Below are 23,659 nucleotides of genomic sequence, written 5' to 3'. Positions count from 1 at the left end.
CCGGGGTCACTGTCCACCGCACGACATCTCCGGTGCGGTACATCCGACTGCCGGGTGTCCCGTGCAGGTTGGCGACGAAACGTTCAGCGGTCAAGGCGTGACGGTCAAGGTAACCGCGCGAGAGCGCTGGCCCCGACACATAGAGTTCGCCGGGAATACCGGCGGGCACCGGATTCAGTCGATCGTCAAGCACCTTTAGACTCACACCGGCGATCGGCCCACCGAGCGTTACCGGCTCTCCGACCTGCATTGCGGTGCCAATCGTAACGGCAATCGTCGTCTCCGTAGGACCGTATAAATCGCGCAATTCAGTATGCGCTGCCCAGCGGTCGGCGAGCGACTGCGGAACAGCCTCGCCTCCCGCACCGATCGATACCAAGGATGGCACCCGCGTTGGGTCCATCGTTGCTAGGACCGACGGCGTCAGGAAAGTATGCGTGATCTGGTAGTCGGAGATGAACCGTTCCAAGGCGGGCCCGCCGACCGCTTCGACGGGTCGGTACGCCAATGTGCCTGCGGCTACCGTTGCCAGCAGGTACTCCAGCACTGACGCATCGAAACTCGGGGACGCGAATCCAAGCACGACCGTTCCGTCGCTGGCCTGGAGTCGCAGCGCTTCCTGGTGCGCAAAGTTCGCCAAACCCGAATGCGACACCGCGACGCCCTTGGGGCGGCCCGTCGAACCCGAGGTGTAGATGATGTATGCCAGATTCGCGGAACCGAATGGCGCGGGCAACTCGTCCGGTTGCAACGGTCCGGCCGCGCGCTGCTCAATTGCGGCCCGGACCGCGGCGTCATCAATGCACGCCCATTCGAAGCCGTTTGACGGAAATTCACCCGCTGAAGTATCCGTCAGCCCGAGGATTGAGCCAGAGTCTTCCACCATGGCCGCCACCCGCTCGGCCGGGTAGTCGGGGTCAATTGGAACATAGGGCGCGCCGGTCTTCGCCACGGCCCAAATTGCGGTAAGCAACTGCACCGATCGACCGATCGCCAACGCCACGGGCCGTTCCACCCCAACACCTTGCTCGATAAGCCAGCGCGCAAGGCGATTCGATGCTTCGTCAAGTCCTCGGTAGGTGAGTGTACGTCCCGATCCGTCGAGAACCGCGATCCGCTCCGGCGCCCGGGTGGCCGCTGCACTAAACATGTCGGCGAGCACAATCGGATCAGATGCGGGACCACTGGTTGCAGGAAGGAGCCCGGAGATTTCTGCCTCTGCCGGGTCGATCAGGGCAATCTCACCAATCAGACATTCCGGGGCGTCACCGATGACGGTCAGTATCCGGACGAGAGTTTCCGACAGCGATCGCGCACGTGCTGGCGCGATCTGTCCGGAGAGGTACTTCAGGGTCAGGGAGATCGCTTGGCCGTCCCCGGGATGGGGTGCCGTGGATAGGGTCAGCGGGTAGTGTGTCGCGTCTGCGGCGTCCAGGCCGGTGATCTGGAGACCGTCGCCGTGCCCATTCTCGGTGCTCGCGAACTGCGCGGGATTGAGTGGGTACGACTCGTATACGAACAATGTGTCGAAGAGCGATGGATGCCCGGTCGCTTCGAAAATCGAAGCCAAACCGACATGCTGGTGCCCGAGCAACCCGGTCTTTGCACTCTGCAATGCGATCGCCGCATCCCTGACCGTGGTGTCCTTCCTGACCGTCACCGGTGAGGGCAAAGTATTAATGAAGAGGCCGATGGTCGTCGCCGCACTGGCGATCTCGGCGGGACGACCCGAGACCGTTTCGCCGAACACGACTGTCTCGGATCCAGTCAAGCGCGAGAGCAGGATCGCCCACCCCAATTGCAGCAGGGTCGACGTCGTAACGCCGAGTGTGCGGCCCACCTCGTGCAGCCTCGCCCCGGTCACCTCGTCCAATTCCGCCCGGATCTCGCGCGATTCTTCAGCAGGTGAATTCACCTCGCCCGTGCCAACGAGAGTCGGCCCTTCGACGCCTGCCAAGGCAGTGGTCCAAGCCTTGAGGTCAGCCTCTCGATCGGCCTGCCCCAGCCAGGTCAGGAAGTCGTGGTAGCCGTCGGCTGTGACCGCTGGAGCATCCTCGGTGCCATACGCCGAGTAAATCTCCCCCAGTAGCAAGGGACCGGACCAGCCATCGAGAATCAAGTGATGGTTTGTGACCACCAATCGGGCGTCATTGCCTGGCAAACGGACCAACATGAATCGAATCAGCGGAGCTGACGCGACATCAAACCGTCGATGCCTCTCGTCGGCGACCAATGCTGTCAAAGCCGAGTTCGGTTCCGTGGATTCGCGAACGTCCTCCACCACGAGTCCGATGTCGAGTCGATCGGCGATCACGCTCACCGGAGTACCGGATGAGGTGCGAACAAAGGCCGCTCGCAGGGCTGCGTTTCGGTTGACGACCGCGTTGAGCGCACGCTCCAGTCGCGACTCGTCGACGGCTCCAGCCAGGTGCAGCACAGCCTGAGTTACATAAACGTCGGTGTCATCCCCAACAATCTCGGACTGGAAGAACAGACCGCGCTGCAGTGGCGACAATGGCCACAGCGACGTATCTGGGTACCGCCGCAGAATCTCGTCGATCTCGTCCTGTCCAAGATCCTCGCCCGGAACATCCATCGGACTGGGACCAACTCGACCGTCTACGTCAGCAACGCGTTCGGCGATCCGAGCCAACTCCTCCTGCCAGGCTACGGACAACTCCGACAGCGCAGTTCGATCGAGCACTGCGGCGGGCGCTGCAAGGTGTAGGTCGAACTGCCGGCCAGCTTCGGAATGCTGCACGGAGACGTTGATTGAGACCGGGTTGAGCGCCACCATCGCGCCACCTCTGGTCGACGGGAAGACCGGACCTCCACCGATCGGATAGATCTGTGTCGCCTTCGTCGAATCTCCCGTCTCGCCCGTGACGGTCGATGTTCCGATACCCGAGAAGTTGAATCCAATTTCGGGTAGCGGGTAAGTCGCGATGCTCGATTCTCCGCCAAGGTATCGCAACGGCCCAAACGCTATGCCGCCGTCGGGTTGGGCCGCTCGTGCCTCGCGCGTGGCCTTCACGGTGCGGATAGGGTCGGACGACACCGCGACTGCTAGCGGTTCCAGCGTCGTAAACCAACCAACGGTGCGACTGATGTCGGCACCGGGCACCAGGTGTTCCTGTCGGCCATGACCTTCAAGCAGCAGGCTTACCGAGGATTGCCCGACAACTCCGTGCAGTCGGTGCACAGCCGAGGCGAGGCTCGCCACAAGCAGGTCCTCAACGCTCCCGCCGAATGCATCCACCACGTCACCGAGTGTCTGTTCAGTCAGGGTGGCAGGCACAAGCGTGGCGACCGATTCGACGGTCGACTCACGATCGCGAGTGCGGTCGAAACTTCCTGCCAAAATGCGGACTGAATGCTCGCCGGGCAACTGGCTGCGCCAGTACTCCTCCTGGTCGCCAGCAGCTTGGGCCCACTCCCCAAGGACACCGGCCCACCGCCGGAAGGAGGTACCCTCCGCTACGAGGTCAATCCGCTCGCCACTCGAGTGCTGAGCCCAAGCTGTCGCTAGGTCACCCAGGATCGTCTGCCAGGAGACGATGTCGACCGCTATGTGATGGACTGCGACGACAATTCGCCCCGAACCAGCATCGCTTCGGGTGCCAACGGCCGATACGACCACCCCGGTGCTCGGATCGAGGTGCCTAAGCGCCCGACGGTGCGCGTCAGACAGCGCCCGACTCCAACTCTCCGGCCGGTCAGCGATCCGAATGTCGTCGATCTGAACATGCGGCGGCTCGCTGGCGTTCCCGGCGACTAGTTCCCACGCGCCGTCGCGCTCGACCAATGTCGCGGCCAACATGGGATGCACTGCGGCGAGCTCACCCAACAGGGCACGCAAAGTATCGGCAGTCAAGGCCGGAGGCAAATTCAGTACAACGGCCTGCGAAAAATCGGCGAAGTCTTCTGGACTGTCTGATCGCTCAATCATCCATCGGACCATCGGCGGCAACTGCGCCACTAAGCCCTTGCCGCCACCTGCGTACTCGTCGAGCACAACTGCACTGTCGACGGCTAACCTCGCCAGGCCGCGGACGGTCGGGTTCTCAAAGATGTCGCGAGGGCTCAGCCGATGGCCTGCTGCCCGCAATGCCGATGCGAGTTGGATCGAAGCAATCGAGTCACCGCCCATGGTGAAGAAGGAGTCGGTTACCCCGACGCGGGCTTGCCCGAGAACTCCGGCGAAGACTCGGGCAATCGATGCCTCAGTTTCGTTGGTTGGTTCCACCGCCAAGCTCGTCGTCTCAATAGCCACCGGTTCAGGGAGACCGTCCCGATCAAGCTTGCCGAGGGTGGTCGTAGGCAATGCCTCAAGTGTGACGACTGTCGACGGCACCATGTAACCCGGGAGTCGGCGTTTGAGTGCGACGAGGAGTTCGTCGGTGTCGACACTTTCGCCAGCCGCAGGCACAACGTAACTGACGAGGAGCGTTCGACCGGCAGCAGATCGGCGATCAACCGTCACCGCCTGGCTCACAGTTACCTGCGCCGTGAGTGCCGCGTCGATCTCCCCCAGTTCTACGCGCTGTCCGTTGATCTTTACCTGGAAGTCGGCGCGCCCCACATATTCGAGATCACCGGTGTTCGTTCGACGAACGAGGTCACCGGTGGCATACATCCGGGTGCCAGGCCCGCCCTGTGGCGCTGCCACAAATCTGCTCGCGGTCAATCCACTGCGGTGCAGATAACCCAGCGCAAGCTGATCACCGGCAAGGTACAACTCGCCGACGACCCCGACAGGTACCGCATGGAGTCTGGCGTCGAGGACGGTTGCGGTGACGCCGGAGATCGGGCTGCCAATGGTGACCGTTTCGTCGCGGCGCACTGGGCCCGCGGTAGCCCAGACCGTTGTCTCCGACGGTCCGTAGAGGTTAACCATCCGATGTCCAGTCGACCATCGAGCTGCGAGCTCTGGAGGACATGCTTCACCTGCCACCGTCACGGTACGCAACGACGGCAAACTGTCGGGATCCATGGTCGCCAACACCGTCGGCGTCAGCACCAGTTCGGTCACCGCTCCATCGGCGATGACCCGCGCGAGATCTTCGCCGCCGTAGACCGAAGCTGGCGAGACGATCAGCGCCGCACCGCGCGCGTAGGCCCAGATCATTTCGAAGAACGCCGCATCAAAACTCGGGGACGCGACGTGCAGGACCCGACCGTCAGGCTTCGTACCAAATACTTCCGTTTGTGCTGCAACAACGTTCGCAATGCCTCGGTGCGACACCGCCACGGCTTTGGGCAGTCCAGTAGAACCGGATGTATAGATCAAGTAAGCAATGTCATCGAGCGTCGGCTCACCCAGGCGATCAGCAGCGGTCAAAGGCGCCGATGACAGATCGGGCAATCGCTGGGCGAGTTCGGTGCCGTCGATGGAAATCCACTCGCCGACATTGAGTCGCGGCAGATCCGCTTCGGTTGTCAGGCCGAAGTCGGTACCGGCATCGCGCAGCATGTGCATGACGCGATCGTCGGCCAGCGCCGGATCAACAGGTAAGTAAGCAGCACCAGTCTTCACCACGGACCACACTGCCAAGACTGATTCGACGCTGCGACTGATTCCGAGTGCGATCACTCGTCCCGGCCCCGCACCGCGCGTAATCAACTCCCGTGCGAGTTGGTTGGTCCGGGCTTCGAACTCCCGGTATGTCAGGGTGGTGCCTTCGCATTGGAGCGCCACCGATTCAAGGTCGAGGTGCCGCCGATCAAGCAACTCGATCACCGTCTCGGGGTGCGCCGACATCGCGACGTTCCCGAGCACCGGCAACGGATCCGAGGCAATCGCGAGGTTAATGTCACCGACCGCAAGGGTGGGCTGATCAACGATGGCCCGCAAGATCACGACGAGTCTCGCTGCGAATGAGGCGACGGTTTGCTCGTCGAATAGGGCTGTCGCGTAGTTGAAGAGGCCGGTGACATCCGATGTGCCATCGGCACGTTGGGACCGCGACCAGCCGAGTGACAGATCGACCTTGGCGGTCTTGTCGGGCGGATCGAGAGGGGTCACGGTGACGTCGGCAAGTTCCAGCGCCTCCAGGGCAGCACCGCGACTGCCGTTGCTCGCCTGGTAGGTGAGCCCGACTTGGAATAGCGGAGGTATCGAAAGATTGCGCGCCGGTGCCAAGACATCGACTAGTTCTTCGAACGGCACATCGGCTTGTGAGAACGCTGCCACGTCGACATCACGAATTGACCGAAGGAGACTTGCCGACGGCTCGTTGGGATCAATCCGTGTGCGCAAGACCACTGTGTTGACAAACATTCCGATCAACTGGTCCACTGCCGCGGCTCCGCGACCGGCCACTGCGGCACCAACTGCGATGTCGGTTTCACCTGACAATCGAGCCACGAGAATGCTCAGTGCGGCGTGCACCACCATGAACTCGGTAATCCCATGCTCGCGAGCCAACTGCTCAATCGCCGCAGCGAGTTCGGCATCGATGGCGAATACGTAGTCGTCACCGCGCGGATCTATAGTCGCGGGTCGCGGCCTGTCGGTGGGTAGCGCGATGGCGGCGGGTAGCCCCTTGAGTTGCTGTGTCCAGTACGCCAACTGCCTGCCGACGACCGATTCAGGATCGGTAACCGTTCCGAGGGTCTCCCGCTGCCACAGTGCATAGTCGGCCACTTGCAAAGTCATTGGCTGCAGCATCGAAGACTGCCCTCGTGAACGCGCTTCATAAGAGGCAAGGAGCGCTTCGATCAACGGACCCAGCGATTCACCGTCGCTGGCGATATGGTGAACCACAATCGCGAGCGTGTAATCGCGTTCGCCTGTCAGAGAATCATCACGGAGCAGGGCCGCTCGTATCGGCCACTCATCAGAGACATCGAAGCCGAGAGTCAGCAACCGTCGAAATTCCCCGGGGTCACCAGTAACCGTCCAGGCAAGTCGGTGATCGACCTGTTCAACGGGCGAGATGACTTGCCGAGGCGTCCCGTCGGGGTCGGCGACAAACACAGTTCGCAGGACCTCGTGCCTGCGGACCACATCGGCAACGGCCCCGGCGATTGCCACCTCGTCAAGATCGCCGGTGAGCGCCAGCAGGATCGGGATGTTGTACGCGCTCGATGTCGTGTCGAATTGGTTTATGAACCACATCCGCTGCTGGGCGAAGGTCAATGGCAATACATCCGGGCGTGGGACGACAGCTCGCAGCCGATGGCGCGCGCGGTCGTGTTCGCCGGTGCCATCGAGCAGTGCGGCAAGTTCGCGGACGGTCGTCGACTCGAAGACGTCCCGGACTCGGACCTCCGAATCGAAGGTGTCACTGACGCGCGCCGCGACCCGAGCGGCGCTGAGCGAGTTGCCCCCGATCTCGAAGAAGGATGCGGTCACCGACACGGTCTCGAGTCCCACAATCTCGGCGACGATGTCGGCGATCAGCTGTTCAGCGACGGTTGCCGGCGCGACAAGTTCCGCGACAGCGAAATCTGGAGCGGGCAAGGCCCGACGATCGATCTTCCCCGCAGCGTTCAAGGGGAGCTCATCGAGGAGCATCCAACCGCTGGGCCGCATGAAGGCCGGTAGGACCTCGCTGGCGTATGCCTTCAGCTCATCGAGATCCAGCGAACTGCCCGATACATAGGCAACGAGTTGCTGGCCGGCAGGCAGGTCAACAACGGCCGCGGCGGCGTTCCCGACGTGGGTGTGACGTGCCAACGTCGATTCGATCTCGCCCAGCTCGATCCGTTGTCCGCGTAGCTTGACCTGGAAGTCAGCGCGCCCGAAATACTCGAGTTCTCCGGCCTCGTTCCAGCACGCCAGGTCACCTGTCCGATACATTCTGGCCCCCGGCTCACCGAAGGGATCAGCGATGAATCTCTCGGCAGTGATCGTTGACCTGGCTTGATAGCCGCGTGCCACGCGGACGCCGCCGTGGTAGAGCTCGCCAACTACTCCCACGGGTACCGGCCGCAAGCGGCTGTCGAGGACGTGGGCTGACGTGTCCAGAACTGGTCGCCCCAAGGGAATCGCACCGGTAGATTCGACGACGACGTGGACCGCCGAATAGATCGTGACTTCGGTCGGACCGTAGAGGTTAAATAGTCGAACATGCGGGAGTCGCTTATGAACTGCGGCCGCCAGCCCAGGTGATAGCGCCTCACCGCCAACAGCGAGCGTTCGCACCGATGCGAAGTCCGCTAGTTGCTCATCTGTCGCGAGGTCGAGAACCGCAGCGAGGAGCGATGGCACCAACACGACATTGGTAACGCGCTCGGCACCGATCAGTGACAGCAGGTACAGCGGGTCCCGTTCCCCGTCCGGGCGCAGGATGACCGAACGTCCCCCTTCGGATACCGGCCGGAGGAAGTCAATGATTGAGGGATCAAACGTCGTCGCCATCGCTGACAGCACCGAGTCCCGCGGCCCAAATCCAAACCGAGCAAAGTCGTCGTCAATCATCGACCGCAAGGAACCGTGGGTGACGGTGACACCCTTTGGCTTGCCCGTCGACCCCGACGTAAACACCGTATACACCGCGGTCTCGGGCGTAATTGGACCGAGCCGCTCCGATGCCTCCAGCGGCGGCACAGGAAGCTCGGGCAACGGCGAATCGGCGTCAATTCGCAATACTTCGACGTCGCCCAAATTCCCGGGGAGCGTCGCGTCTCTACCGGTGATGACCACCTTCGCACCAGCGGTTTCCACGACGTATTCGAAGCGCTCCACTGTCGCTGCCGGGTCCACCGGCACGTACCGTCCACCTGCGTCGAGAATCGCGTGGAAGGCCACGGTCAACTCGATCGACCGTGGCAATACCACCGCTACTGCATCTTCCGGTCCGATCCCAGCGCTAATCAAGGCGCGGGCAACGAGCGTAACTCGCTGGTGCAACTCCCCGTAGGTCAAGGTGCGGTCGCCGTAGGTGAGGGCAGGCATTCCCGGAGTCATTAGCGCATGCTCGGTTAGCATTTCGGAAACGACCTGGTGCTGGTCGAATACACGCATCGCGGCGCGAGCACTGGTCGCGCCCGACAACAGTGCCAGACGCCGACCTTCGGTTGGAAGAACAATCTCCGCATCGCCGACTGCCGCTTCCGGCGTGCTCGTTAGCTGGTCGACAAGCTGAACAAATCGCTGCGCGGTCCGTTCAATTGTTGCCGCATCGAAGAGATCGGTCGCGTAGACGATCGATGCCTCCCAATCAGCGTCCCGCGCAGGTGCCACCGCGAACATCAGATCGACCTTTGCCGGCACATCTGACTGCTCGATCGCTGTCACTCGGAGGCCAGCTCCGCCAGCATCGGTCCCGGCATCAACCTCCGTGCCAGCCAACTCCGCTACCACGCTTCGCTCAACCGTGAGTGCCACCTGAGAGAGAGGCGCAAACGATTCGGAACGGACTGGGTCGACGGCGTCGACAACAACCTCAAACGGCACATCGGCGTGCGCATAGGCGGCCAGGTCGATTTCTCGGACACGCGACAGCAGTTCCGTGAACGATTCCTGCGTATCGATCTCAGCTCGCAGTATCAGCGTGTTGACGAACATGCCAACGAGATCATCGAGCACTCGATCTCCGCGTCCGGCGATCGGGGTGGAAACGGCAATATCATCGGTCGATGACAGCCGTGCCAAGAGCACCGACAAGGCCGCGTGCAGAACCATGAACTCGGTGGATTCCGACGCCGCCGCGATCCCGCGGATCTGCCCGGCGACGGATGAGGGAATCTCGAATCGGTGAGCGGCACCCCGCTGAGTTGAGACGTTCGGCCGCGATCGGTCGGTCGGCAGTTGCAAGACGTCCGGAAGTCCCGCCAACTGCTGAGCCCAGTACGCAAGTTGCCGACTAAATTCGGAGTCCGCATCGTCTGAGCTACCGAAACTTGACCGCTGCCACAGTGCGTAATCAGCGAACTGAACGGTTAACGGAGGCAGGATACTGGGCGAGGCACCGGCAACTCGCGCGCTATATGCGCCGACCATGTCCCGAACGAATGGAGCCATCGATTCACCATCAAACGCAATATGGTGCAGGACGACGAGGAGCACGTGCTCGGCAGGTCCGCTTGACTGCAGACGGACTCGGACGGGCCATTCGGTCGTCACATCGAAGCCTGCTGCAGCATCTGCAGCTAAGGCATCTGCGGTGTCAACAACTCGCCAATCGAGCCGATCTGCAATGTCGGCGACGTCAGCGATCGCCTGGTATGGAACTCCACCTTGCTCCGGGAATGTTGTACGCAGTACCTCGTGACGCGCCACCACGTCGCCTACGGCAGCCCGAAGCGCCTCCACGTTGAGCGGTCCAGTCAGGGCAAGCGCTAGCGGCACGTTATATGCGGGCGATTGGCTGTCGAATCGATTGATGAACCACATGCGCTGCTGAGCAAAGGACAACGGGATGAAAGCCGGTCGCGGCGATACTGCGACAACCGACCCACCGAACGCCGTCGAACGGGACGCGTTCCCGATTCGCTGCAAGAGCGCACGAACTGTCGGAGCTTCGAACACATCCCGCACTGTGACATCGGTGTGCGTGACAGCGGCGACCCTCGCTGCCAATCGTGTGGCGGACAGTGAATCACCGCCGACCTCGAAAAAGCTCTCAACGGCACTCACCCTGTCGAGGCCGAGCAGATCGGAATAGATCTCCGCGATCTGTTCCTCTGCTTCGCCTTCAGGTGCCACGAAGTCACGCCCCGAAGCGAAATCGGCCGTGAGCGCGGGGAGTGCAGTGCGGTCAAGTTTGCCCGACGCGGTCAATGGCATCGCGTCCAAGACCAGGAAGGCCGCGGGCACCATGTATCCGGGTAGCCGTTGCGACAGGTACTCGCGCAGCTCCTCAATCCCGAGATCGATACCGGCCTTCGCCACCACATACCCGCTTAAATGCGAGACTCGACCGTCGTCGGTTACTGCGATTACCGCAGAAGTTTGAACCCCGGGGTGGCCGTCGAGAACGTGCTCGATGTCGCCGAGTTCGAGTCGCAGGCCGCGCAATTTCACCTGGAAGTCGCTGCGCCCCATGTGTTCGAGGACAAGGCCTTCATCAGCAACCTCGATCCACCGAACGAGGTCGCCGGTGCGGTACATCCGCCGTCCGGGGTTGCCGAACGTGCTCGCTACGAACGACGCGGCAGTCAGTCCGGCGCGGTGCAAGTAGCCGCGAGCCAAAGCTGGCCCCGCGATGTACAGTTCCCCGACAGCACCGATCGGCACCGGGGCAAGCTGCGAGTCAAGGACGGCCAGCTCGACAGCGCCAAACGGTCCGCCGATATCCATCTTGCTTCCGGGATGCTTTGCCGAGCTGCCCGTGCCAACAATGGTCGTTTCCGTTGGTCCGTAAACATTGTGCAGGTGCGCACGCTCGGCCCAAGTATTGATGAGATCGAGCGGCACATTCTCACCGCCGACAGCCAGGATTCGAAGAGGTGTCCGTTCTGGCCGAAGGGTCTCTGCGACGCGTGGGGTCAGGAATGCATTCGCGATCCGGCGTTCGGTGAGGAAGTCCTCCAACTCGACGCCGCCGACAACCGACTGCGGCCTGATGTGGAGAGTTCCACCTACCTGGTAGGAGGTCAGCATCTCAAGTAACGAGGCATCGAAACTGGGTGAGGCGAACGAAAGCATGGCAGAACCGTCGACGACGCCCGTGCGATCGACATACGAGGCGGAAAAATCCGACAGGCCGCGATGGGTGACGGCAACTCCCTTGGGCTTCCCCGTCGAACCCGACGTGTAGATCACGTAAGCAATCGAATCGAGGTAGCGCCGCCCAACGATCTCTTCACGGCTCAGCTGGGCCGGCGAAGAACTCGAAAGCTCTGACCTGAACTCGACACCGTGCAGGTCAATCCATTTCGTGGCTTGATGCGGGAGCGCACTGAAGTCCGAGTTGGCAGTGAAGCCGAGCCGCGCGTTCGAATCTTCGAGCATGAACGCAATCCGGTCTGCGGGATACTCAGTGTCGACGGGCAGGAATGCTGCGCCAGCCTTCGTAATCGCCCAAATGCACAGATGCAGTTCCAGCGACCTATTCATCGCCACCGCGACTACATGCTCGGGCTTCACGCCGCGATTGATGAGTTGTCGGGCAAGGCGATTCGAAGCCTCGTCGAGTTCCCGGTAAGTCATCGCCGCGCCGTGGTCATCAACTACCGCGACGCGATCCGGACACCGGCTTGCGACGCTTGCCAGGAGGTCAGCGAGTGTCGATGGTTCAACCAGTGACGGTGACTTGACCGGCATCAAACGCGCACGATCGGCCTCGCCGAGGATTGTCAACGACCCGATGAGTTGGGCCGGTGATTCGACGAATTCGCCCAAGACCACCCGCATCGAGTTGACTGCGGCTTCGGCCAAGCCTGCGGGGAGGAGGTCGGGCCGGTACTTTGCCGTCAGAGTAAGTTCACTACCTCGGCTCGCAGCGGCGATGCTCAGCGGATAGTGGGTGGAGTCATTAGTCACCACGGACTTCACGGACAAACCGGCGAGCTCGCCCGCAGACGCGAGCGAATCCGCGTCGACTGGATACGACTCGTAGACAACCAGGGTGTCGAACAAGACAGGCTCGTCCAGCGCAGCCGAGATCTCCGGTAGGCCGACGTGCTGATGATCGAGGGTCGTGAGCTTTCGCTTCGCAAGTGCTGCCAACGCATCGGTCACCGAAGCACGGTCGTCAATGTCGACCATCACCGGGATCGTGTTGATAAAGAGGCCGACCATTTCGTCGATCCCCTCGACCTCCGGGGTGCGGCCGGAAACTGTCTCGCCGAACGTGACCGACCGCTGTCCGGTATAGCGACCGAGAACGACCGCCCACGCCAACTGCAGAATGGTCGCGACGGTGCTCCCACTCGTCCGAGCGAGTTGTTCCAGCCCGGCGAACTCATCCGGCAGCAAGACGATTGTGTGATCGATAGAAGCCTGCTTGCCGGCTCCGCGCTGCCCAGCCGCGACCAGCGTCGGCTCCTCGAATCCGTCAAGCGCCTTCTGCCAGGCACGCACTCCGGCATCACGATCTTGTTGGCTTAGCCACGACAAGTAGCTATCAAAGTCAACGCCGCGCCGTAGTTGCGCGACATCGGCTCCGGCGTATGCGGCAAATAGTTCGGCCAACAAGATTGGTCCCGACCAGCCGTCGAGAATGATGTGGTGGTTGGTCACAACGAGCGTCGCGCCCGCCGTCGTTTGAATGAGCACGAAGCGGATCGCGCCAGGCTCGCGCAGATCGAACGCTTCGGCAGCGGTCAGGTCCGCGACTTCGCGTACCTTGCGCGCTGCGGTGGCGTCATCGAGCGTCCGCAGGTCTACCTCTCTCCAGCTAAGGCGAGCTTCGGGCGAGATGACGGCAACCGAAGTCCCGAGCTCAGTGCGAACAAACGCGGCGCGAAGCAGGGCGCGATTAGCCAGCACCGTTTCCGCAGCGGCACGAAGGCGTACGCCGTCAACGGCGCCTTCGAGGTCGATCCGAACTTGCGAGAGGTAAAAATCTATCGGGTCGGCATCGGAGTCCTGGTCAGATGTTGTTGCGAGTTCGGACTCGAAAAGCAATCCGGCTTGCAGGGGTGTGAGGGGCCAGATATCCCACCGCGGATATGCGTTGTCGAGAATGTCCAGTTCGCGCTGGGATAGCTCGACCCCGGTGATGTCGGAGGGGGTCCTTCCGACAGCGACTCCAGATGAGACTTGCTCAGCAGTGCTTGTCAGTTCACGCATCCAAAGCTGCGCGATCGTTTCGGCGTCCTCCGCGCTGACTGCCCCTGGAATATAGGTCAGCTCACCTTCCAGAGCATACGATTCGCCCACGATATGGACCGAGAGATTGGCGGCCAGGGCAGCCGCAGGTACGAGGCCGCCGCTCAATGACCCCGGCAAACGCTCAGACTCGGTGACCGGACTAAAAGGCGGAAGCGGTTCTCCAGCATCTGCGTCGGGCGCGCGGCGCACACCCAGGAAATTGAATACGATCTCAGGCAGCGCCCGGGTCTCCGCACTCGGCACGGAGCGCTGCATTGTCGACTCGTCCAGCCACAGTGCCCCGAAGCCGATGCCTTGGTCGGGAGCCGAGGCAATTTGCTCCTTGACTGCCTTAATCGTGCTGACAAGCGATTCCGGCTCGAGATCGCTCGACGGAACACGCACCGCTGAAACCGCGGTAAACCAGCCGACCGTCCGCCCCAGATCGGCACCGGGGGCAACGTGCTCGGCGCGTCCGTGGCCCTCGAGAAGGATCGGCACTCCATCTACATTGCGCTTCCCACCGATTGACCGTCCCCATAGGGCAACCGCGCGGCCCAAAGTGGCAACCAGCGCATCCTGGACCGTGCCGCCGAAGGCTGCGGGTACGGTATCGGCGAGTGCCCGCGCGACGTTCGAATCGAGTCTGATCGCGAGGGTTCGGGCATCGCGTTCTCGATCGATAGCGGGGTCGATTCGTCGGCGCAACAAGGAGCGGTTCGCTGAGCGCGCCCGTTGCTCCCACAGCTCCGCCTCGTCCATACGCAATACGGCCTGCTCTTGGAGAACCGTTGCCCACCGACGCGCTGTGGTGACTTCTGGCGCGAGGGCGAGTTCGGTGCCTGCAGTCGCCTGCGCCCAGGCGGTGGCCAAGTCGGCAACTATGACCGACCAAGACACGGTGTCGCACGCGAGGTGATGCGCGACCACGACGATGCGATTCTCGTTTGGCACCGTCACCGCGGCAAACATCGCCCCGACAGCGGGATCGAGCAATGCCAAGGCTTCTCGATGCCCTGAGAAGGTATCGGTGGCTCCGAAGCGGAGGGACGCGCTGCAGTCGAAGTCGGCTGCGCCCGCCGTAAGAATTTGCTCCCCTTCCACATCGTGGAGCGTCGCGGTCAACATTGGGTGGTTCTCAACGACCGCTGAAATCACCCTGCCGACAAGGTCAGAGTCCGCGTTCGCTGGGAGTTCGAGAATCGCAGCCTGCGAGTAGTCCGCAAGATCCGCCAGTTGCGGGCTGCGCCTCATCAACCACTTCATGACCGGCGTCATTGGCACCTCACCGACACCGCCGCCCGGTAGTTCGGCTAGAACATCGTGCACGATCAGCCGGTTTGCCTGAGCTAGTCCGCGAGCCGTCCGGTACTCAAAGATATCGCGAGGCCTCAAATCGAATCCGCTAGCACGCAGCGCCGATGACAACGAAATCGACATGATTGAATCGCCGCCGAGTTCAAAGAACGAGTCGGTCGCAGAAATCTTTGGCACGCCAAGCAACGAGGCAACGATTTCGGCGATACGTGCTTCGTCTCCGGCGAGCGGTTCAACGAACTCGCTGTGCCCGGACAACTCCGGCAGTGGCAATGCTCGCCGGTCAAGCTTGCCCATCGAGGTGCGCGGCAATTCCTCCAAGATGACGATCGCAGACGGAACCATGTAGTCCGCCAGTAGTTCTCGAAGGCGACGGTCAATGGACTCGACGTCCAGTTCACCAACTGCACCATCAGCTGATTCGGCGACGACATAGGAGACGAGGAGTGCGCGGCCGGCAGGCCCCGGAACGCCGACAGTTACTGCTTGGGCTACGCCGTGGCACGCGATCAACGCCGCATCAACCTCGGCAAGTTCAACCCGCTGCCCACGTACCTTGACCTGGAAATCCGTGCGCCCCGCGAACTCTAGGTCTCCATCTGTCCCCCAACGAACCAAATCCCCGGTGCGATACATCCGGGCACCTGGCTCACCATAGGGATCCGCGACGAAGCGTTCAGCAGTGAGGTCGGGGCGCAGAAGGTACCCGCGCGCAAGCCCATCAGCAGTCACGTAGAGTTCGCCGACGACGCCGACCGGTACGGGCTGCAGTCGAGCGTCCAGAACCAGCACCGCCACGTCGTTGATAGGGCGACCAATGGTCACTGCACAACCCGGCCGCATCTGAGAGTAGGTCGCCCACACCGAAGTCTCTGTTGGTCCGTACAGGTTGAACATCTGGCGGCCGCCGGTGGCCCAGCGGTCAACAAGGTCTGGCGGGCAGGCTTCACCCGCAGTCGTCAAGCGACGAAGCGATCCTCCGTTTGTGGTTGGAACTGTCGCCAACGCGGTGGGAGTAATCACTGCATCGCTCACACGATGACGGTCAATGAGATCGCCGAGGTCGGGGCCGCCATAAACGTCCGAAGGCGACACCACCAGCGGCACCTGTTGGGCCCGAGCCCAGATCATCTCGAAGAAGGCCGCGTCGAAGCTTGGTGAAGCGACGTGAAGAACACGAGCATCCACGTCGCCACGGGTCAAATTGCCCTGCGCCTCGATCAGCGCGGCAAGCCCTCGTTGAGGCACCACGACGGCTTTGGGTCGACCGGTCGAACCCGAGGTATAGATGACATACGCGGCATCATCCACGTGGGGTGGACGCACCAACTCGTCCACTGCGATCGAGTCGGGTGACAACTCTGCCATCTGCGCTGCGATGAGCGGATCGTCTAAGACCGTCCACCTGGTCGAAATCTCTTCGTCGGACTCGTGGACAGCCCCCGCCGCATCACCAACCTCCGAGAGAGTCAGCCCAATCCGAGTCCCGGAATCAGCGAGCATGTACCGCATCCGATCAGCCGGAAGCCGGGGGTCGATCGGCAAGTACGCCGCGCCGGTCTTAATCACTGACCACACCGCGATCACCGATTCTCGAGAACGGGGCACCCTGATGGCGACGACGTCGCCGGGCCCCACTCCGTCGGCAATGAGCCACCGCGCCAGCCTGTTTGTCGCCGCCTCAAAAGCCAGACCGTCGACTTCACCGTGCTCATCGATAATTACCGGGATACTCGGTGCCAGCCGCCGGTCAGCGAGAATATCTATCAGGGTGGAGGGCCGTGCCACTGACGGACCTCGCGCTGGAACCAACTCTCGGCGGGCAACCGGGCCCAGCAGATCAATATCACCAACTCGACCGTCCGCATCCGATGCGATCGCTTCGAGCACCCTCAGGAAAGTATCTCGGAACCGCTGAGCCGTCGATTCATCGAACAGAGCGGTCGCATAGCTCATGTGTCCGGTCAGCCCGACACTGCCTGCTGCGGTCCGGCGCTCTACGAGACCGAATTCCAGATCGAAACGCGCAGTACTGGTGGACAGGTCGTCTCCACGCACTCGCAAATCCCCGACTACGTACTCCTGGCCGTCGAAACTGGCGTCGCCGTCACGACGCTGGTATGTCATGCCCACTTGGAACAGCGGCGCATAGGCCGTCGAACGGTCCGGTGCCAGCAAGTCCACCAATTGCTCGAAGGGCAGGTCAGCTTGTCCAAATGCTTCGATGTCCGACGCGCGAATAGCATCTAGCGCCGCGGTTGCGGGCTGTCCCAATCCGATCTTGGTACGCAGGACGACGGTGTTGACGAACATACCGATCATGTCGTCTAGCTCGGGGCGACCGCGACCGGCGACCGCAGCGCCGATACTGACATCGTCGGTCGAGCCAAGCCGACCCAAGGTCACTGCCAACGCCAGATGGACCACCATGAATGGGGTCGCTCCGCGGCGGGCAGCTAGGTCAAGGACGCCCTCGACGGTCGCTGCGGGCACGTCGATTGGCAGTTGCCCGCCGGACGGGTCGAAGACCGCGGGACGCGGACGGTCGGTCGGTAGCGCGAGCAGTTCAGGGGCACCTGCCAGCGCGCCCCGCCAGTAGCTCGCTTGCTGAGCTGCAGCGGACTCGTCAGAGGCAGGATCGCCCAAGAAGTCGCGTTGCCACGCGGCAAAGTCCGTGTACTGCACTGGCAGGGGCTCAAGGTTGGGTGCGGTCCCCGCCGAGCGCGCCGTGTAGGCCACCAGGAGGTCACGGGCAAAAAGTGGCACCGACTGACCATCAAATGCAATGTGGTGCACCACCACGAGCAACGTGTGCTTGGAAACTCCGTCGGTCGCCAAAGCCACCCTGAGTGGTAGATCGGTAGTGACGTCGAAGCCCGCCATTCCCGCTGCCCGCGCTCCTGCTTCGGAGGAAAACACGCCCCAATTCAACGAGCGAACAGCCTCAGTGGGAGGGATGACGCGCTGGTGGGGGTGCCCGTCGCCATCCGGATCTACGGGGAAAACCGTACGTAGGATCTCGTGTCGCTCGACCACGTCGGTCAACGCATCGCGGAGTGCGTCAACGTTCAGTTCCCCGTCAAATTGCAACACCATCGGGATGTGATAAGCCGTCGAATCGGTGTCGAACTGGTTGATGAACCAGAGTCGCTGCTGCGCTGGCGACAGGTGGGGGCGATCTCCATGATCGCGCCGTTCCAGTACGTTCGCTGCTGTCCGAGGCCCGACGCGCACCGCCAGTTCACGAGGCGACGGGGCATCGAAGAGGTCCCTGATCGGTATGTCTGATTCCAACGCATCACCGATTCGCGCGATGACACGCGTCGCTGATAGCGAGTCGCCCCCAATATCGAAGAACGATGCGGTCGCGGACACTTCAGGAATGCCGAGGACGTCAGCAAATACCCGCGCGATTGCGTGTTCGGTTACGCCGACGGCAGGGACAAATTCCTCGGTGGTGAACACTGGCTCGGGCAGTGCTTTGCGGTCGAGCTTTCCCGCCGAGTTCATCGGGATGGATTCGATTTCACTCCACACGGTCGGAACCATGTACTCGGGAAGTTCGCGTTCGGCAGTCGCGCGCACAGCGTTGACGTCGAGCAAATGTTCGGGGATGGGTGCGAGGTAGGCAACCAGGTGTTGCCCGCCGCCCGGCGCGGTGGCGACAGTAACTGCCGCATGCATCACGTCATCAATGCTGGTGAGGACGGATTCGATCTCGCCCAACTCGATTCGCTGGCCGTGGAGTTTCACCTGGAAGTCGGCGCGCCCCAAGTACTCGAGTTCGCCGCTTTCGCGAGATCGTACAAGGTCGCCGGTGCGGTAGAGTCTCGCGCCCGGTTCTCCGAACGGATCAGCGACAAACCGCTCAGCCGTCAGATCTGCCCGCGCCGCATAGCCGCGAGCCAATTGAACTCCACCGAGATACAGTTCGCCCACCACTCCCGGAGGGGTGATGTGAAGGCGACTGTCAAGAACGTAGGCCGTCGAATTCCACATCGGCAGACCGATCGGAACCGTCAAGGGCAATGCCCGCGCGTCCTCACCTGAGAACTCCACCTGGTGATAAGTGATTTCGACGGCGGCTTCCGTGGGACCGTACAGGTTATAAAGCACCGCCTGCGGCAATGCGGCGCGGACCTGAGCGGCCAAGGTCGGAGGCAACGCTTCGCCGGTCGTCGAGACGATGCGCAGCCCATCCAGCTTCGCCAACCGATCCGGACCGAGGACATCGACAAACACCGACAAGACCGACGGTACGAAGTGGATCATCGTCGCACCCGATCGCATCACCAGGTCGGCCAAATACAGCGGTTCTAGGTGACCGCCGGGACGCGCGATCACGACGCAGGCGCCCGACAGAAATGGCGCGAAGAGTTCGGGCACCGAACAGTCGAATGTAAACGGCGTCTTAAGCACCACCCGATCACCGGGCAAAGTGTCCAGGCCCCAGCGCAGTCGATTCACGACCGCAGCGTGCGACAGCGTGACTCCCTTGGGCTTACCAGTGGAGCCGGAAGTGAATAGTGTGTAGATCGCCGAGTCCGGCGTCAGCACTCCGTTAAGTTCGTCTGCGGCTACCGCAGGGATATTCCGGCTGGGAATGTCGGCCTCGGCATCAACCTCTAGGATGCTGACACCGCCGGTCGCTGCCAGCACTCCCCGCACAACTCCGGCGACATTGGAATCGGCAGCGAACACCGCGGCTGCTACGCCGGCCGTCTCCGCCATGTATTGCACGCGGTCGGATGGCGTGTCTTCATCGATCGGCACATACTGGCCGCCCGCCGTGACGATCGCGTGTATCGCGACGACCAGTTCGATCGACCGAGGAATTACCACTGCGACTGCAGTCTCCGGCCCGACACCCGCCGCGATCAACGCCCGCGCGAGCAACGCTACCCGCGCGCCAAGTTCGTGATAGCGGACTTCCCGGCCTTCAAACATCAAGGCCACGGCATCCGGTGTTTCCGCCACCTGCCGCGCCAAACAATCCCCGACCAGTTCCGGTGTGAGATCGACCCGCGCTCCTGTTGCGGCGCGCAAAGCCTCCGACTCGACCTTGTCGTTAACTACCCGGACATCCCCGACTGGCAGTGAGTCGTCAGCGAGCAAGGTTCGTGCCACCCGCTCGAACGTCTCGACAAATCCGGTGACGGTTGCGCTGTCAAAGAGATCGGTCGCGAATTCAACAACACCGGTCAGCGACACCCCGTCGTTGGCGGCGCTATCGCTCTGGAGGAAGGTGATCGCCAGGTCATGATCGGTGAGTTCGCGGTACTGCTCAATCCGTTCCACGCTCATCCCGGGGAGTTTGATGTCAGCGTTTCTGGTGTCCTGTAGAACCAGCAGGACCTGGAAGAATGGTGAGTGCGCCGTGCTGCGAACAGGATTGAGATCCTCGACGATCAAGTCGAAGGGCACGTCGGCGTGTCCAAAAGCGGACAGGTCGGCCGCCCGGACGTTGTCGAGAAGTTCTGTCAAGGTATCCGCGGGATTAATCTCCGTGCGCAGCACAACTGTGTTGACGAACATTCCGATGAGGTCGTCGAGCGCGGTGTCACCACGCCCGCCAAACGGAGTGCCAACGGTGATGTCCTGACTCCCCGAAAGCCTGGACAGTGTCACTGCCCACAGTGCGTGCAACACCATAAACAACGATGTGTTGTGTACTCGGGCAGCCACCTCCAACCTTGAGCCCAGTTCTGGGTCAATATCGAAGGTGACGGCTTGCGCCCTGTGGCTCTGGGTGCCGGGCCGGGGGCGATCGGAAGGCAGCGCAAGGACCTCGTCCGCGCCTTTAAGTCGGTCACGCCAGAACTCCAGTTGGCGCCCCGCCAGGGAACTCGGATCGGATGGATCGCCGATTGACCGATGCTGCCAACTTGAATAGTCGGCGTACTGGATTGGCAGGGCGGCCCACGATGGTGCTACGCCTGTACTTCGGGCAGCGTATGCCGTCATTAGGTCACGGGCCAGTGGGGTTAAGGAAGCACCGTCGACGATGATGTGATGCGCGACCAGAATAAAGAGGAATTCGGAATCTTCCGGCGCGTTCGGTCCGCCCTTGTCTTCGACCCTGAGAAGTGTGGCCGACAACGGTGCTCTGCGGCTCAGATCGAAACCCTGTCCGAGAACGCGGTTTAATTCAGCGTCGACACGGTCCGCCGCGACAGACAGCGGTGGCAAGATCTGTACGTCCGCACCGTGCGCGGGGTCATCGACGCCAGCAATAACCTGCTCCGGCACCCCGTCGGAAGCGACGAATCGCGTGCGTAGCGATTCGTGACGTCCAATAACGTCCTGCATCGCTTGGTCCAGCGCGGCAACATCGACATCGCCGCGCAGTCGCAGCACCAGCGGAACATTGTAGGCCGGGCTTCCCGGTTCAAACTCAGCGAGGAACCACATCCGGCGCTGTTCCAATGCCAGTGGGATTGGGCTGTCATCGATGGCTCGGGGCTCCAGTTGCGGGCCATCGTCCTGGCCGCGTAGGGCCAGTACTGCACAAAGTTCACGAATCGAGGGATTATCAAAAATATCTCGGACCCCGACTCGGACACCGAGCGCTCGGGACGCACGAGCCGCCACCTGTGTCGCCGCTAGGGAATTTCCACCGAGGTCAAACATCGACGCGGTGACGCTCGGATCGTCGACACCCAAGACCGCCGCGAAAATCTTAGCGACTACGACCTCGATTTCCCCCTCCGGTGCTGCGTACTCACTGCTACTCGTCAGGACCGGTTCCGGAAGTGCCCGCCGATCGAGCTTGCCGTTAACCGTGAGGGGCAACTGATCCAGCACGACAATGGCGTCGGGAACCATATAGCTGGGAACATGCTCACCTGCGAGACGTCGAATCTCGGCCGGTTCAAGATCATCGGCTCGGACCGCTGGGACCACGTAACCGACAAGTAAGTCTCGTCCGAGACCGTCCGCTTCGGAAAGCTCGTCCCCGCCACGGCGAGTCTTCACTGCGACCGCGGCGGCGGCCACACCTTCGGCGTTCAGGAGTGCAGCCTCGACCTCCCCCAACTCGATACGGAAGCCTCGCAACTTGACCTGTGCATCGCCACGACCCAGATATTCGAGATTTCCCGATCGCCACACTCCGAGATCTCCGCTGCGATACATCCGTGTGCCATTGCCAGCAAACGGGTCGGCGACAAAGCGCCCCGCGCTGAGGTCGAAGCGCCCCAAATACCCGCGAGTGACCTGGCTGCCACCGATATAAATTTCGCCGGGAACGCCCTCCGGTACCGGCTTAAGCCTCGCGTCGAGCAGATAAAGCGACAGCCCCGGAAGTCCCACGCCCACATCGGATGCCGCTGTCGCTGCCACCAATTCCGAGTCAAGCGCCCGAAAGGTTGAGTGGACAGTGGTCTCCGTGATTCCGTACATATTGACTAGAACAGGACCATCGCCACCGGAAGTCGCGGCACGGTCGGAATACCAACGACGTACTTGTTCAAAGTCAAGTGCTTCACCGGCAAAGATCATGTATCGCACTGACGCCGAGAAATCCCGCGAGCCTGGCCTGACAGCAGCGGCAAGCTGGTAGTACGCGGAAGGTGTCTGCGAGATGACCGTGGCTTGTTCATTGATGATTAGCGCCGCGAAATCGTCGGGGCTGCGCGTGGTAAGAAAATCCACCACCACCAGCCTCCCGCCGAACAGCAGGGCACCCCACATCTCGAAAACCGAGACGTCGAAGGCGTACGAATGGAACATGGTCCAGACATCTGTGTCGCCAAAGTCGTACTTCTCGTCCGCAGCCTTCATCAACGCGACAACGTTGCGGTGCTCAACGACCACGCCCTTCGGGCGTCCCGTCGACCCCGAGGTGTAGATCAGATACGCCGCGCACGACGGATCGATTGTCGCGGGAAGCTCCGATCCCGGCTGAACACCTGAACTGAATGCCAGCTCATCAAGGGTCACCCGCTCGACATCGAGGAACCCCAGCTTTTCGACGTCTTCGGGTTCGACGATCACCAGGACGGGTCTGGCATCTTCGACGACGAATCCGAGCCGGTCTTCGGGGTGAGCCGTGTCCAACGGCAGGTACGCCGCACCTGATTTGAGTACGCCCAGGATTGCGACAAGCACGTCGACAGTCCTACCCAACGCCAAGCCGATAACGTCTTCAAACCCGACCCCGCGCGCGGTGAGACCGAGTGCCACCGCGTCGGATTGGCGATCGAGTTCTCGATATGTCAGCTCGTGACCGGTTGCGTCGGAGACTGCCACACCATCCGCGTTCGTGCGAGCGATGGAGCGGAAGATACCGGGAAGTGAGGCCCATTCCCTGGTGCCTGCGAGCACGCTCGCCCGCTCACGGATTGTCGCGACTGCATTCTGCACGGCGGCGGCGACCGCGTCCGGCCCGCCAACAGTCCCGAGAGCAGCGGCGGCCGCAGCACCTACTGCTGCCTCTGGATCGAGCCCCTGCGCCTGGAAGATCTGCGCTGTCGCAGAGACTTGCGCGTTCAGCGTGCCGAAGCTGACAGGGCCGGCACCTGATTCGAACGCAACCGCCGTGGCGTCGATCGCAGCCCCCACCGCGACCAGGTGCGGAGTCGATGGCCGAAGGCCCCAGCCCTGCCGCAAGGTTGCTGCTATCGAATCAGCCGACAC

The 23,659-nt window shown here is 62.0% G+C and carries 1 protein-coding gene (only partly in view); it reads right to left on the bottom strand.

Features of this window, described 5'->3' with window-relative positions:
• Positions 1–23,659: the 5' portion of a non-ribosomal peptide synthase/polyketide synthase gene (locus AC1L34_RS17895; protein ID WP_480034978.1), read on the bottom strand. 7,862 nt of this gene lie to the left of the window's left edge; only the first 23,659 of its 31,521 coding nucleotides appear in the window; the start codon lies at positions 23,657–23,659; its stop codon lies beyond the left edge, outside the window.

This window comes from Gordonia sp. 34D, from assembly GCF_056682775.1.
Note: the sequence above shows the minus strand (reverse complement) of the source record. Positions and strands in the feature narration are given on the sequence as shown.